The sequence below is a fragment of the Flavobacterium sp. GSB-24 genome, assembly GCF_027924665.1.
Taxonomy (GTDB): domain Bacteria; phylum Bacteroidota; class Bacteroidia; order Flavobacteriales; family Flavobacteriaceae; genus Flavobacterium.
Window position 1 is genome coordinate 3,859,262 of sequence record NZ_AP027043.1, and the last position, 15,422, is coordinate 3,874,683.

The following is a 15,422-nucleotide window of genomic DNA, read 5'->3' on the forward strand; positions in this document are numbered from 1 at the left end:
ATAAAATGACAAAACAGCACTTATGGAAATGAATGTAAGATTTTTTTTAAACGAAAGAATATACGGTTACACTTAAAGGTGGTAAAATTAATTCAACAGAAAAATCCCTTCCGTCATAAGATATTGAATCAATTTTCAGTGTTTTTCCATTTCCAACACCACCACCGCCATAAATCAATGCATCGCTATTAAAAATTTCTTGTAATTTACCTTTTTTCGGAATTCCTATTCTGTAATTTTCTCTTATTACTTCTGTAAAATTACAGACTACAATTACATTTTCATCGGGATTATTTCCTTTTCGGATATAAGATAAAGCCGCATTTTGATGATCGGAGTAATTTATCCATTCAAAACCATCTACTGTAAATTGCTTTTCATACAATGCAGGATGTGATTTATAAAGCTGATTTAAATCTGTAATCAATCTTTTTATTCCCGAATGAAAATCATATTGCAGTAAATGCCAGTCTAAACTTTGCTCAAAATTCCATTCGCTTGTCTGGCCAAATTCAGCTCCCATAAACAATAATTTAGTTCCTGGATGAGTGAACATATAACCGTATAACAATCTCAAATTGGCAAATCGCTGCCATTCATCGCCCGGCATTTTATAATTAAGAGATTTTTTCCCATACACTACTTCGTCATGAGAAAAAGGAAGCATGAAATTTTCGGTAAACGCATAGGTCATCGAGAAAGTCAGATCATTTTGATGATATTTTCGATAGACAGTTTCTTTTTCAAAATATTTTAAGGTATCGTGCATCCAGCCCATCATCCATTTCATCCCGAAACCTAATCCGCCTGTAAATGTCGGTCTTGAAACCATAGGAAAAGAAGTGCTTTCTTCTGCAATAGTTTGAACACCTTCGAAATTAGCATAGATTACTTCATTAAATTCTTTAAGAAAACTTATACTGTCTAAGTTTTCCCTTCCTCCAAAAATATTAGCTTCCCACTCCCCTTCTTTTCTAGAATAATCAAGATATAACATCGAAGCAACGGCATCAACTCTTAATCCGTCAACATGATAATTCTGAAGCCAAAAAACAGCGTTACTGATTAAAAAAGCGCGGACTTCATTTCTTCCATAATTAAAAACCAGACTTTTCCAATCTGGATGATATCCTTTTCTTCGATCTGGATGTTCATATAAATGTGATCCGTCAAAATAACCCAAACCGTGCGCATCATCAGGAAAATGCGATGGAACCCAGTCTAAAATTACACCAATTCCTTCCTGATGCAATCTATCAACCAAAACCATAAAATCTTGAGGCTTCCCGAAACGTGAAGTTGGCGCGAAGTATCCTGTTAGCTGATAACCCCACGACGGGTCATAAGGATATTCCATAATCGGCATAAATTCTACATGCGTAAAACCGGTTTCTTTTACATATTTAACTAAATCATCTGCAAGTTCTAAATAACTTAAAAAGCGATTGTGCTCAGCTCTTTTCCAAGAACCTAAATGAACTTCATAAACAGAATAAGGTTTGTCTAAAGCATTAAATTGCTGACGATTCTGCATCCAGTTTTCATCTTTCCAGCTATAATCTAAATCCCAGACTACAGATGCAGTATGAGGTGGTTTTTCGCAATACAAAGCAAAAGGATCTGCTTTTTCGGTTACAATTCCTCCAATATTCGATTGGATTTTATATTTATAAAGAGCTCCTTTTGAAATATTAGGAATAAATCCTTCCCAAATTCCAGAAGAATCCCAGCGAACATTTAAATTATGTTCGCCTTGAGTCCAATAATTAAAATCACCTACAACTGAAACAGAATGTGCTGTAGGTGCCCAAACGGCAAAGTAAACACCTTTAACTCCATTAACTTCAATTAAATGCGCTCCTAATTTTTCATATAATTTGAAGTGTTTACCAGCTTTGAATAAATCAATATCAAAATCTGTAAATAGAGAATGTGTGATTACTTTAGTCATATTTGTTTTTTAAGGCAACGATTGAAAATTGGAATTTTGAGTTTAATTATTGGAATTCTAAATTTTATTCAATTCTAAAGTTGTCAGATAACGTAACCCCTTTTTTAATCACTACAATTCCGTCTTTTATACTATATAATTCATTAGTAAAATTATCCAAATGTTTTCCGCCGTTTATGTGAACATTATTTCCTATTCGTACATTTTTATCGACTAACGCATTTTTAATAAAACAATTTTCACCAATACCTACATGAATTTTATTAATACCACTTTCATAATTTAGTTCATCCAGATCTTGATAGAAATCGTTACCCATCACATAACAGTTCTCTAAAACGGTGCCTTCTCCAATTCTGGAACGGATACCAATAACAGAACTTTTTATTTCTTTGGCATTAATAATACAGCCTTCAGAAATTAAAGATTGGTTAATAATAGAATTTCTAAATTTTGAAGGCGGCAATAATCTTGGTCTGGTAAAAATTTTATTCTCATTGTCGAATAAATTGAACTCTGGTATATCTGCTGTTAAACCAATATTGGCTTCAAAAAACGATTCAATATTTCCAATATCTGTCCAATAGCCTTCGTATTGATAACTTAATATTTTATGTTTTCCAACGGCCTGCGGAATAATTTCTTTACCAAAATCTTTAGTTTCCTGATCCCCCATTAACTCGACTAACAATGGTTTATTAAAAATATAAATCCCCATCGAAGCTAAATATTTTTTACCTTTTTCCTGCATATGTTCACTCACTTCAGATTCCCATTCAGGCAGCAATGAAGCGTGCGGTTTTTCTATAAAGGCATGAATATTATTCTCATGATCAGTTTTAAGAATTCCAAATTCTGGTGCATCTTTTGCATTTACTGGTAAAGTGGCAATAGAAATTTCAGCATCGGCAGCAATATGTGCTTCAAGCATTTCATTAAAATCCATTTGATATAACTGGTCACCAGAAAGTATCAAAGCATGATCGAAATCGTGTTTTAAAAAATGTGACATACATTGTCTCACAGCATCTGCAGTTCCCTGAAACCAAGTTGGATTATCTGGAGTTTGTTCTGCCGCCAAAATATCTACAAAAGATTGACTGAAAATACTAAAATTAAAAGTGTTTTTAATATGTGCATTTAAAGATGCAGAGTTAAACTGTGTCAAAACAAATATTTTAAAAATATCAGAATTGATACAATTAGAAATTGGAATATCCACCAAACGATATTTTCCTCCAATCGGAACGGCTGGTTTTGATCTCGTTTCTGTTAATGGAAACAAACGTGATCCTTGTCCTCCTCCTAAAATAATAGCAACTACATTTTTCTTTTTAAATTTCATTTTTCTCAATTATTAGGTTGTATATTTCGATATAATCTTGGCAAACACTTTCCCAGGAATGGTCAGCTTCCATTCCTCTTTTTAAAACTTTATTGAAACTTATTTTATCATCGTATAATTTAACAGCTCGATTTATGGAATAACAAATATCTCCAACCGAAGCCTGATCATGGCAGATTCCATTGCCTTCATCACCAAAATCAATAACCGTATCTCTTAATCCTCCCGTTCTCCTAACAATCGGAATTGTTCCGTAGCGCATGGCATACATTTGGTTTAAACCGCAAGGCTCAACTCTCGAAGGCATTAAAATATAATCTGAACCTGCATAAATCAGATGAGCTAATTCTTCATTATAACCAATAAAAACATTGTAATTTCCTTTATAATCATTACGCAATTGTGTTAACTGCGATTCAATTTCTAAATTTCCTGAACCTAGAATTAGGATATTAATATTTTCAAAATTTTCAGATAATGCTAATGCAGAAGCCTGAGGCAATAAATCGCCTCCTTTTTCTTCAAACAAACGTCCTATAAAACTAAATAAAGGTTTTGACGCATCAAGCTCGAATTGTTCACACAATTTTTCCTTATTTTTTTGTTTGCCAATTTCAAAATTCTCTATCGAATAATTCTCTGCAATCATTTTATCTTTTAAAGGATTCCAGACTTCAATATCAATTCCATTTAAAATTCCTTTTGATTTATTTCTAACAGAATTAAATAAATTTTCTAAACCGTTTGTTGCGTAGTTAATTTCATTTAAATAACTCGGAGAAACTGTAGTAACAGCCTGAGCGCATTTTACTGCAACAGCTAGTGAGTTTATTGAATTGTTCCACTCTAAAAATCCAACGTGCTTCAAATCAAATTCTGGCAGATAGTGCAGTTTATCAAAACCAAACCATCCTTGATACAAACCATTATGAATGGTTATGACTGTTTTTAGATCTTTTAATTTTTCATATTTATAAGCAAATTGAGTTAGAAATGGAATTAACCCAGTATGGTGATCATGGCAGTTAATTACATCTGGAACTTCATTTCGAGCAATTATCCAATCTAAGGCCGCAATCTGAAAAGATAAAAACCGCTCTATATCGTCCTCATAACCATATACATTTGGACGATCGAATAATTCATTTATTTCTATAAGATATAGCTCATAACCTAATATATCTGTGCTTTCTTTAAGAACGCTAAAAGGAAAATTAAAACTTCCGAGTTTAACAGATCCCCAATGAACGCATTCGAATTGATTTTCTTTTTTAAATTTTGTGTCATAAGCAGGAACAATAACTCGTACACTATGGCCTGCATTAGTTTGATATTTAGGAAGCGCTCCAACCACATCGGCCAAACCACCAACTTTTGCCATTGGATAACATTCTGCACTAATATGAAATATTTCCATTTAGAAATTAATTTGCAATTATTATTTAAGAACAATCAGTAATATGTTACTTTTATGTTTTCTAAATTTAGCAAAAAATAAGCAAAGTTCCGCTTCCAAAAAAGTTTTATTGAAATGGCAAAAAAGGCAATCAATCCCACTAAATCATTAAAAATTCCTCAGATAATTATAATATCTGCCAAAATTTGCGCTTTTATTTCTAAAAAATTAGTTACAAAATTTGCTGCAAGAATATTTACAACACCAGTAAAACATAAAGTTCCAAAACGAGAATTTGAAATGGATCGTAAAAGCATTCAAAAAACAATTAATATTCCTGCAATCGATAAGAGCGTTGTGACTTATGAATATGGCAAAAGTGAGCATAAAATATTATTAGTTCATGGCTGGTCTGGCCGCGGAACACAGTTATTCAAAATCGCAGATGAGCTTTTACAAAATGGCTATTCAACTATTAGTTTTGATGCTCCCGCACATGGAAAATCAGAAGGCAAAACCACAATAATGTCTGAATTTATAGCTTCTATTCTTGAAATTGAAAAGCAATTTGGTCCTTTTGAAATTGCAATTGGACATTCACTTGGCGGAATGTCTGTCTTAAATGCGATTAAAGACGGTTTAAAAGTAAACAAAGCTGTAATAATCGGAAGCGGTGATATGGTACAAGATATTTTAGATGAGTTTATTTTTAAATTAGGATTGAAAAAAGAAATTGGTGATGATTTAAGAGATTTATTTGAAGAAAAATATAAAGTTAAAATGGATGATTTTTCAGCTTATCGAGCAGCTCAGAAAGTTAAAATTCCCGTTTTAGTAATACATGATAATGATGATCCGGAAGTTCCAGTTAAAGCAGGAATTCACATTCATCAAAATCTTGAACAAGGAAGACTTTATTTAACAGACGGACTTGGACACAGAAAAATATTAGGCAATCATAATGTGATTAAAAAAACTTTAGAATTCATTAAAATAAATTAACTTTATATAAGTAACTACTTCAATATCAATTTTTAAAAAATATCACGAATGGATTTATTTGGAGAAACATTAAATTGGGAAACTAAATTAAAACCCATTTTAAAGAAATATAAGGATAAGAAACATCCTTTAGAATACAAAAATACGTACCAGCTTTTGGTAATGGTTGTTCTGTCTGCGCAAGATTCCGATGCTAATATCAATAATATTGCTCCAGATTTATTCGAAAAATTTCCAACATTAAATAGTTTATCAAAAACTGATTTGGATACTTTTTTACCTTATATTACTAAAGTTCGAAACCACGGAACAAAAGCAAATTGGCTTTTGGAAATTGCGAAAACAATTAAAAACGATAAAGATATTCCATTAACAATGTCAGGCTTAACCACTTTAAAAGGTGTTGGAAGAAAATCGGCCAATGTTATTTTAAGAGAAACTCACCAACCAGCAGAAGGCATTATTGCTGATTTACACGTAATCCGAGTTGCGCCCAGAATTGGAATTGTAAAAGAGTCTAAAGACGGAAATAAAATAGAAAAAGACCTGATGCAGGTTTTACCAAAAAATATCTGGTCAGAAATTGGAATGGCAATTTCCTTTTTAGGAAGAGAAATATGCAGGCCTAAACCAAAATGCGAAGAATGTTTACTAACAGATATCTGTTTGTATTATAATACCAAAGTACTTCATAATTAACTACTTTCTTCTAGTATCAATCAAATAAATGATTTTCCAAATATCTTTTTCTTTAAATAAAGTAAAAGTATTTACACCTGTGTGGCTTAATTTATCATTGATGTAAAACTCATAAGGAGCCCAAACATGAGCCATTGTACCGTCAATTTGGATATTAGAATTTAAAATTTTCTCTTGAAATTTTATATTCAAAGGAATAGAAGCGATAGATTTGTAAAATTCCTTAGTGCTTTCATCAGATAATTTATTTCCTTTTGAAGAACTTTCACTAATCGATTGTAGAATCATTTTATCTGCACAAACCGATTTTATCTTCATTGAATCTCTTTGATGAAAACCGTCAAAGAATACATCGATACTCTTTTGAACTTCTTGCTTTTGTGCATTTGAATAAATACAGAGTAAAAGAAAAAATAGAATAAAATAAGTCTTCATATAAAATAGATTAAATTAAACCTTTATCGTGTAAAATGATGTTTTAAATATCTAACAAACATATTATTCCTCTTCAATAAAAAAGTAAAAATATAAAAAATATTCAGTTTGACTGAATTTATAATTTCGCTTTAAAGCAAAAAAAACTTCAATTAGCAAAGCCAATTGAAGTTTTTAGTACTCAGAGCGGGACTTGAACCCGCACGAACATTGCTGTTCACTGGATTTTAAGTCCAGCGTGTCTACCAATTTCACCATCCGAGCATTATGTGGTACCTCCAGGGATCGAACCAGGGACACATGGATTTTCAGTCCATTGCTCTACCATCTGAGCTAAGGTACCGTATTTACTTAAAGTAAATTTGGAATAAAAAACCTCGTTCGTAGAACGAGGTTTTCAAAAAAAGGCGGCGACATACTCTCCCACAATACTGCAGTACCATCTGCGCAGGCGGGCTTAACTACTCTGTTCGGGATGGGAAGAGGTGAGCCCCGCCGCAATAACCACCTTAAGGTTTTTAGTTATGGATTTTGGATTTTGGTTTAGAGTTTATTGTTTTTCAACTCCTGACTTGTAACCCAAGACTCATAACTGCCCGCGACAGGCAAATATTTTAACATACTGAGATAAAGAAAAGTAAATATATTTTAGAAAGTTTCTTCTCCCGGCCGCAGCCGGGAGAAAAGGGTGTACATAAGCTTACGGATTATTAGTACTACTCGACTATGACATTACTGCCTTTACATCTATAGCCTATCAACGTGGTCATCTTCCACGATCCTTAAAAGAAATCTCATCTTGTGGTGGGTTTCGCGCTTATATGCTTTCAGCGCTTATCCCTTCCAAACGTAGCTACTCTGCGGTGCCCCTGGCGGGACAACAGATACACTAGAGGTTTGTCCAATTCGGTCCTCTCGTACTAGAATCAGATCCACTCAAATTTCTAACGCCCGCAGTAGATAGAGACCGAACTGTCTCACGACGTTCTGAACCCAGCTCGCGTGCCACTTTAATGGGCGAACAGCCCAACCCTTGGGACCTTCTCCAGCCCCAGGATGTGACGAGCCGACATCGAGGTGCCAAACCCCCCCGTCGATATGAGCTCTTGGGGGAGATCAGCCTGTTATCCCCGGCGTACCTTTTATCCTTTGAGCGATGGCCCTTCCATGCGGAACCACCGGATCACTATGCTCTACTTTCGTACCTGATCGACCTGTATGTCTCTCAGTCAAGCTCCCTTATGCCATTGCACTCTACGCACGGTTACCAAGCGTACTGAGGGAACCTTTAGAAGCCTCCGTTACTCTTTTGGAGGCGACCACCCCAGTCAAACTACCCACCAAGCAATGTCCCCCGCTTTTGCGGGGTTAGGCCTCAGATAAACAAAGGGTTGTATTTCAACAATGACTCCAAAGCGCCTGGCGACGCCCCTTCACAGTCTCCAACCTATCCTACACATCATTTATCCAAGGTCAATACTAAGCTATAGTAAAGGTGCACAGGGTCTTTTCGTCCCACTGCGGGTAAACGGCATCTTCACCGTTACTACAATTTCACCGAGCTCATGGCTGAGACAGTGTCCAGATCGTTACACCATTCGTGCAGGTCGGAACTTACCCGACAAGGAATTTCGCTACCTTAGGACCGTTATAGTTACGGCCGCCGTTTACTGGGGCTTCAATTCAATGCTTCTCCGAAGATAACATCTCCTCTTAACCTTCCAGCACCGGGCAGGTGTCAGGCCCTATACTTCATCTTACGATTTTGCAGAGCCCTGTGTTTTTGATAAACAGTCGCCTGGACCTCTTCACTGCGGCCCCGATTGCTCGGGGCGACCTTTCTCCCGAAGTTACAGGTCTATTTTGCCTAATTCCTTAGCCATGAATCTCTCGAGCACCTTAGGATTCTCTCCTCAACTACCTGTGTCGGTTTACGGTACTGGTGCTTATTACCTGAAGTTTAGAGGTTTTTCTTGGAAGCCCTTAGGCGCACTATCTCTTTGTCCGAAGACTCCGAGTACTATCGTATTTCACCATTCTCTGCGGATTTGCCTGCAGAGAATATAGCTAGGTACTTTAACGAACTATTCCGTCAGTCCGCGGCGCTTTCATCACTCCGTCACCCCATCACAGTAATAAGCAGTACGGGAATATTAACCCGTTGGCCATCGACTGTCCCTTTCGGGTTCGCCTTAGGACCAGACTAACCCACAGCTGATTAGCATAGCTGTGGAAACCTTAGTTTTTCGGTGTGCGGGTTTCTCGCCCGCATTATCGTTACTTATGCCTACATTTTCTTTTCTGACCGGTCCAGCATACCTTACGATACACCTTCTGCCCTGTCAGAATGCTCCCCTACCACTTACAGTAAATTGTAAATCCATAGCTTCGGTAATATGCTTATGCCCGATTATTATCCATGCTCGTCCGCTCGACTAGTGAGCTGTTACGCACTCTTTAAATGAATGGCTGCTTCCAAGCCAACATCCTAGCTGTCTGGGCAGACAAACCTCGTTCTTTCAACTTAGCATATATTTGGGGACCTTAGCTGATGGTCTGGGTTCTTTCCCTCTCGGACTTGGACCTTAGCACCCAAGCCCTCACTGTTATCAATCATTATACAGCATTCGGAGTTTGTCAGGAATTGGTAGGCGGTGAAGCCCCCGCATCCAATCAGTAGCTCTACCTCTGTATAACTAAAATAACGCTGCACCTAAATGCATTTCGGGGAGTACGAGCTATTTCCGAGTTTGATTGGCCTTTCACCCCTACCCACAGGTCATCCGAAGACTTTTCAACGTCAACCGGTTCGGTCCTCCACTGTGTGTTACCACAGCTTCAACCTGCCCATGGGTAGATCACACGGTTTCGCGTCTAACACTACTGACTAAAGCGCCCTATTCAGACTCGCTTTCGCTGCGGATCCATGTCTTAAACACTTATCCTTGCCAGCAACGTTAACTCGTAGGCTCATTATGCAAAAGGCACGCCGTCACCCCACGAAAGGGCTCCGACCGCTTGTAAGCGTATGGTTTCAGGATCTATTTCACTCCGTTATTCACGGTTCTTTTCACCTTTCCCTCACGGTACTGGTTCACTATCGGTCTCTCAGGAGTATTTAGCCTTAGCGGATGGTCCCGCCAAATTCAGACAGGGTTTCACGTGCCCCGCCCTACTCAGGATACCGCTATCTATTATACTTGTTACCCGTACGGGACTGTCACCCTCTATGGTGCTCCTTTCCAGAAGCTTCCGGTTCCTTGTACATAAAATACCGCGGTCCTACAACCCCGGCACTGCCGTAACAGCACCGGTTTGGGCTAATCCGCGTTCGCTCGCCACTACTTACGGAATCACTTTTGTTTTCTTCTCCTCCGCCTACTTAGATGTTTCAGTTCAGCGGGTTTGCCCACCTATCGGTGTGCTATGCCTTCAGCATAGCGGGTTGCCCCATTCAGGTATCTGCGGATCAATCGGTGTGTGCCCGTCCCCGCAGCTTTTCGCAGCTTATCACGCCTTTCATCGCCTCTGAGAGCCTAGGCATCCCCCATACGCCCTTATTTTGCTTATTGTACCAATCCTAAAATTAATCAGGACCGTTTTTTTTTGTTTTTTACAATAAAATTGTAAAAAACGCTTTCTACTTTCTTATTATTTTCTTATCTCAATATGTCAATGAACTTTTGTCCTTTCGGACCTGTGGAGAATAACGGAGTCGAACCGTTGACCTCCTGCGTGCAAGGCAGGCGCTCTAGCCAGCTGAGCTAATCCCCCATTTTCTTAGTGATGAGTTATTAGTTATGAGTTATGAATTAGTTCTCATAAGGCCTCAACCCCTAAAATTTCCTTTTAATCAAGCTTACAGTCTTTTTTTATTCTGTCTTTTGTAATTTATAATTTACAATTAACAATCTTAAAAAAGTAGTCCCGGGCAGACTCGAACTGCCGACCCCTACATTATCAGTGTAGTACTCTAACCAGCTGAGCTACGAGACTCTGTTTTACTTAATTTTCATTTCTTTTAAATTAACAGCAAGAGTAATACAATCTCCAATTCAGATACCTGAAGAAAACCATCTTTTTTCCCCATCGTGCCATTGTGTTAAATGTTATACGTTAAGGGTTAAGCGTCAAGACGCATCACTCATAACTTCTAACTCATAACCTTCGTGCTAACAATTGAGGCTCTAGAAAGGAGGTGTTCCAGCCGCACCTTCCGGTACGGCTACCTTGTTACGACTTAGCCCTAGTTACCAGTTTTACCCTAGGCAGCTCCTTGCGGTCACCGACTTCAGGCACCCCCAGCTTCCATGGCTTGACGGGCGGTGTGTACAAGGCCCGGGAACGTATTCACCGGATCATGGCTGATATCCGATTACTAGCGATTCCAGCTTCACGGAGTCGAGTTGCAGACTCCGATCCGAACTGTGACCGGCTTTATAGATTCGCTCCTGGTCGCCCAGTGGCTGCTCTCTGTACCGGCCATTGTAGCACGTGTGTAGCCCAAGGCGTAAGGGCCGTGATGATTTGACGTCATCCCCACCTTCCTCACAGTTTGCACTGGCAGTCTTGTTAGAGTTCCCGACTTGACTCGCTGGCAACTAACAACAGGGGTTGCGCTCGTTATAGGACTTAACCTGACACCTCACGGCACGAGCTGACGACAACCATGCAGCACCTTGTAAATTGTCTTGCGAAAGTTCTGTTTCCAAAACGGTCAATCTACATTTAAGCCTTGGTAAGGTTCCTCGCGTATCATCGAATTAAACCACATGCTCCACCGCTTGTGCGGGCCCCCGTCAATTCCTTTGAGTTTCATTCTTGCGAACGTACTCCCCAGGTGGGATACTTATCACTTTCGCTTAGCCACTGAAATTGCTTCCAACAGCTAGTATCCATCGTTTACGGCGTGGACTACCAGGGTATCTAATCCTGTTCGCTACCCACGCTTTCGTCCATCAGCGTCAATCCATTAGTAGTAACCTGCCTTCGCAATTGGTATTCCATGTAATCTCTAAGCATTTCACCGCTACACTACATATTCTAGTTACTTCCTAATAATTCAAGTCCAGCAGTATCAATGGCCGTTCCACCGTTGAGCGATGGGCTTTCACCACTGACTTACAAGACCGCCTACGGACCCTTTAAACCCAATGATTCCGGATAACGCTTGGATCCTCCGTATTACCGCGGCTGCTGGCACGGAGTTAGCCGATCCTTATTCTTACGATACCGTCAGGCTGATTCACGAATCAGTGTTTCTTCTCGTACAAAAGCAGTTTACAATCCATAGGACCGTCATCCTGCACGCGGCATGGCTGGATCAGGCTTGCGCCCATTGTCCAATATTCCTCACTGCTGCCTCCCGTAGGAGTCTGGTCCGTGTCTCAGTACCAGTGTGGGGGATCTCCCTCTCAGGACCCCTACCCATCGTTGCCTTGGTAAGCCGTTACCTTACCAACCAGCTAATGGGACGCATGCTCATCTTTCACCGTTGTGACTTTAATTACATCCCGATGCCGGGTCGTAATACTATGAGGTATTAATCCAAATTTCTCTGGGCTATCCCTCTGTGAAAGGCAGATTACATACGCGTTACGCACCCGTGCGCCGGTCTCTAAATCCGAAGACTTATACCCCTCGACTTGCATGTGTTAAGCCTGCCGCTAGCGTTCATCCTGAGCCAGGATCAAACTCTTCATCGTATATTGTAATATTATATCGCGATGATTTATCTATCGGTTCTTTTCGAATCTTACAATTCTATTACTCTTATTCTTTTGTTCTAACATCTCTGTTAAAACGGCTGTCAATTCAATATGTCTACGAACGTGTCTTCTTTATTATTCCGCCTGTGTTTCAAAGCGGGTGCAAAACTAAAAATTCTTTTTGTTTCCTGCAAGAAAAAATTAAAGTTTTTTTTTCCGAAATTTTTAAATCTCTTTTTCTCCAATTCTTCTCTCAGTATCTCAAGGAACTTCCTGTATTTGCGGGGTGCAAATGTAATATCCGTTTTCCATTCCCACAAGCTTTTTCTAATCTTTTTTGAAAATTTCTTTTCTCTTTTAGTTAGCTTTTCCTGCCGGTATTTCTGTGAACATTTATCGCTTCTGCGGGTGCAAAAGTAACACCTTTATTTACATCTGCAAGACTTTTTATTATATATTTTCCATATATTTTATAACTCGCTGGTATGGCGTTTTTTACAATACAAAGTTTTTTTCGCCGTTTTGCCTTTATTGGGGATTTTGGCTGTTTTGCTTCGCTTTGCCTGGTTCTGCCGCCAAGGCACTAAGGCCCGAAGTCTGGTTTTTTCTATGTTTTTTTTAATCCCGCAGAGGCGCAGAGGCGCTAAGTTTCTATTTTTCACTTTGTTTTTCCTTCTGAAATGGTCTTTTCTTGCCGATTTTTTCTTCTGAAAACTGATGGCCCCAGCCCCTATAGTCCCGAGGATTCGGGAGGAAATCCTTTTTGGGGCGGGGTTCGCCTCAAAAAGATTGAAGCGGACAGCGGGAATAGCTTCTAATTAAAAAACAAATTCTAAATTTTAAATTCCAAATTCCAAATTCCAAATCATAGCATTGGGCTTCGACTCCGCTCAGCCCGACACTTGACATTTAAATTAAATTATAGTTCTCCTTTATATATGTATAAAAAACAAACCCGGCCGGTTTTAAAAACCTGTCGGGTTGCAGAACCTATTATCTATAGGAGTTATTTTTTATTTAGCTCTTTTGCTCTTTGTTGCCATTTAACAGAAAGGTCGTCGTAGTTTACAGGATTAGCTGGTTTTTGATTTACTAATCTTCCTGACTCAAACGCTCGAACTAAAATTGTTTCTATCAAATAATCTTCGTTTACATCGTATGGTTTGTATTCTGTTTTTAAACTTATATCGAATAAGTTTGCGGTCGTATTAGACACAAAAGCTTTAAAACCGCTTTTTAAGGTTTTGATTAGATCATAAGTTGTGATTCCTGTTTGACGATGAATTAATTTTACAAGAATCTGCCCTTGCTTTCTCGAAAGCTTTTTAAGTCTTTCTTCAAATTCGTTATTTAAATAATCTTCTACTATTTTAAAATATTTCTTTTTTTCACGATTTGTTTTTAAACGTGCCATTCCGTTATTCAAAGCTGTTAATCTATCCGAAGCTAATTTAGCATATGGATAAACCTTATATACTCTGTTCTGAAGAATTTGAAATTGTTTTAATTCCTCAGGGTTCATCTTCTCTCCTTTTGAAATAATTATTTCAGGTAATTGGATGGTATCGTTTAAAATAGAATCTTGTTCTGTTAATATATACCCCATTTGTTCGTTCTCTTTTGGAGTAACTTGAGCGCTGGATGAAAAGGAAACTAATAGTATAAACAAAATAAAACTGGTAAATCTCATTGAATCATAATTTAAATGTAAAATTATATATTTATACACAACTCTAATACCAAATTTATATTTTAGCGGAAAAATATTTTTATGAGTACAAAATCTATCTTAAAAGATACTTCTATAGCTTTCTTAGAAAGCTACCTAAATAATGCTTCTCCTACTGGTTACGAAAGCGAAGGACAAAAGCTTTGGATGAATTATTTGAAACCTTATGTTGACACTTTTATCACTGATACTTACGGAACGGCTGTTGGAGTAATTAACCCTGATGCTCCTTATAAGGTTGTTATTGAAGGTCATGCTGATGAAATTTCGTGGTACGTCAATTATATTACTGAAGATGGATTATTGTATGTTGTTAGAAATGGAGGTTCAGATCATCAGATTGCACCTTCTAAGCGCGTTCATATCCATACTAAAAAAGGTATTGTAAATGGCGTTTTCGGCTGGCCGGCGATTCATACTAGATTACGTGATAAGGAAGAAGTTCCTAAAACAAGTAATATTTTTATTGATTTAGGATGCGAAAATAAAGAGCAAGTTGAAGCTCTTGGTGTTCATGTTGGATGTGTGATTACTTATCCTGATGAATTTATGGTTTTAAATGAAAATAAATTTGTCTGCCGCGCTATCGATAATAGAATGGGTGGTTTTATGATTGCTGAAGTGGCTCGTTTACTTCATGAGAACAACAAAAAACTTCCGTTTGGTCTTTATATTGTAAATTCTGTTCAAGAGGAAATTGGTCTTCGCGGAGCTGAAATGATTGCACATAGGATAAAACCAAATGTTGCTATTGTGACTGATGTATGTCACGATACATCAACTCCGATGATTGATAAGAAAGTGGAAGGTGATTTGAAAATGGGAAAAGGTCCAGTTATCGCCTACTCTCCTGCTGTACAGAATAATTTACGCGATTTGATTGTTGATACTGCAGAAGAAAATAAAATTCCATTTCAGCGTCATGCTACATCAAGATCTACAGGGACAGATACTGATGCTTTTGCTTATAGTAATGGCGGAGTTCCGTCAGCATTGATTTCACTTCCATTGCGTTATATGCATACGACTGTAGAAATGGTTCATAGAGATGATGTTGAAAATGTAATTCAATTGATTTATGAATCGCTTTTGAAAATTGAAAATAACGAGACTTTTTCATATTTTAAATAAGACATAAATGTAAATCCGGTTGGATT

The 15,422-nt window shown here is 37.9% G+C and carries 8 protein-coding genes, 4 tRNA genes and 3 rRNA genes; 3 read left to right on the forward strand and 12 right to left on the reverse strand.

The genetic code is table 11. From position 1 onward, the window contains the following. Positions 1–46: 46 nt before the first annotated feature. The 3 genes from glgB to QMG60_RS16775 form a co-directional block, all read right to left on the reverse strand. Positions 47–1,951: a 1,4-alpha-glucan branching protein GlgB gene (gene glgB, locus QMG60_RS16765; protein ID WP_281865724.1), complete on the reverse strand. Its 1,905-nt coding sequence runs from the start codon at positions 1,949–1,951 to the stop codon at positions 47–49. Positions 1,952–2,015: 64 nt separating this feature from the next. Then, the gene (locus QMG60_RS16770) at positions 2,016–3,296 is read right to left on the reverse strand and encodes a glucose-1-phosphate adenylyltransferase (protein WP_281865725.1); all 1,281 of its coding nucleotides are present in this window, start codon (positions 3,294–3,296) and stop codon (positions 2,016–2,018) included. Then, positions 3,286–4,713, reverse strand: coding sequence for a glycogen synthase (locus QMG60_RS16775; RefSeq protein ID WP_281865726.1), 1,428 nt, complete (start codon positions 4,711–4,713; stop codon positions 3,286–3,288). The genes QMG60_RS16770 and QMG60_RS16775 overlap by 11 nt, the downstream gene beginning before the upstream one ends. A gap of 114 nt (positions 4,714–4,827) precedes the next feature. On the opposite strand from QMG60_RS16775, the gene QMG60_RS16780 reads away from it, so the two are divergent. Then, entirely contained in the window at positions 4,828–5,694 is an 867-nt protein-coding gene (locus QMG60_RS16780; RefSeq protein ID WP_281865727.1) for an alpha/beta hydrolase, read from the forward strand. A gap of 48 nt (positions 5,695–5,742) precedes the next feature. Further along, positions 5,743–6,393, forward strand: a complete 651-nt coding sequence (locus QMG60_RS16785) for an endonuclease III (protein WP_281865728.1) — start codon at positions 5,743–5,745, stop codon at positions 6,391–6,393. Here QMG60_RS16785 and QMG60_RS16790 read toward each other — a convergent pair whose 3' ends face one another. From QMG60_RS16790 to QMG60_RS16830, 9 genes are all read right to left on the reverse strand, one after another. Continuing rightward, positions 6,394–6,828: a nuclear transport factor 2 family protein gene (locus QMG60_RS16790; RefSeq protein WP_281865729.1), complete on the reverse strand. Its 435-nt coding sequence runs from the start codon at positions 6,826–6,828 to the stop codon at positions 6,394–6,396. A gap of 178 nt (positions 6,829–7,006) precedes the next feature. Continuing rightward, positions 7,007–7,092: transfer RNA gene (locus QMG60_RS16795), tRNA-Leu, on the reverse strand. 6 nt (positions 7,093–7,098) lie between these two features. Continuing rightward, positions 7,099–7,171, reverse strand: a tRNA-Phe gene (locus QMG60_RS16800). Positions 7,172–7,230: 59 nt separating this feature from the next. Beyond that, positions 7,231–7,340 (reverse strand): 5S ribosomal RNA (gene rrf, locus QMG60_RS16805). A 178-nt stretch (positions 7,341–7,518) separates the two neighbouring features. Continuing rightward, a 23S ribosomal RNA gene (locus QMG60_RS16810) occupies positions 7,519–10,400 on the reverse strand. Between the two features lie 128 nt (positions 10,401–10,528). Beyond that, positions 10,529–10,602: transfer RNA gene (locus tag QMG60_RS16815), tRNA-Ala, on the reverse strand. Between the two features lie 148 nt (positions 10,603–10,750). Beyond that, positions 10,751–10,824 (reverse strand) — tRNA-Ile (locus QMG60_RS16820). 195 nt (positions 10,825–11,019) lie between these two features. Further along, positions 11,020–12,533 (reverse strand): 16S ribosomal RNA (locus QMG60_RS16825). The 16S, 23S and 5S rRNA genes sit together here with 4 tRNA genes alongside, the layout of an rRNA operon. Before the next feature lie 1,009 nt (positions 12,534–13,542). Continuing rightward, positions 13,543–14,226 carry a DUF4294 domain-containing protein gene (locus QMG60_RS16830; protein ID WP_134142859.1) on the reverse strand — a complete coding sequence of 228 codons (684 nt, stop codon included), beginning with the start codon at positions 14,224–14,226 and terminating at the stop codon, positions 13,543–13,545. A gap of 81 nt (positions 14,227–14,307) precedes the next feature. Between QMG60_RS16830 and QMG60_RS16835 the strand changes: the two genes are divergently transcribed. Then, on the forward strand, positions 14,308–15,396 hold the full coding sequence (locus QMG60_RS16835; protein WP_281865730.1) for a M42 family metallopeptidase: 1,089 nt from the start codon (positions 14,308–14,310) through the stop codon (positions 15,394–15,396). Positions 15,397–15,422: the final 26 nt, after the last annotated feature.

Excerpts from the sequence above, each read along its gene's own strand:
- glgB (WP_281865724.1), bottom strand. The coding sequence starts at position 1,951 with ATGACTAAAGTAATCACACATTCTCTATTTACAGATTTTGATATTGAT.
- QMG60_RS16770 (WP_281865725.1), bottom strand. The coding sequence starts at position 3,296 with ATGAAATTTAAAAAGAAAAATGTAGTTGCTATTATTTTAGGAGGAGGA.
- QMG60_RS16775 (WP_281865726.1), bottom strand. The coding sequence starts at position 4,713 with ATGGAAATATTTCATATTAGTGCAGAATGTTATCCAATGGCAAAAGTT.
- QMG60_RS16780 (WP_281865727.1), top strand. The coding sequence starts at position 4,828 with ATGGCAAAAAAGGCAATCAATCCCACTAAATCATTAAAAATTCCTCAG.
- QMG60_RS16785 (WP_281865728.1), top strand. The coding sequence starts at position 5,743 with ATGGATTTATTTGGAGAAACATTAAATTGGGAAACTAAATTAAAACCC.
- QMG60_RS16790 (WP_281865729.1), bottom strand. The coding sequence starts at position 6,828 with ATGAAGACTTATTTTATTCTATTTTTTCTTTTACTCTGTATTTATTCA.
- QMG60_RS16830 (WP_134142859.1), bottom strand. The coding sequence starts at position 14,226 with ATGAGATTTACCAGTTTTATTTTGTTTATACTATTAGTTTCCTTTTCA.
- QMG60_RS16835 (WP_281865730.1), top strand. The coding sequence starts at position 14,308 with ATGAGTACAAAATCTATCTTAAAAGATACTTCTATAGCTTTCTTAGAA.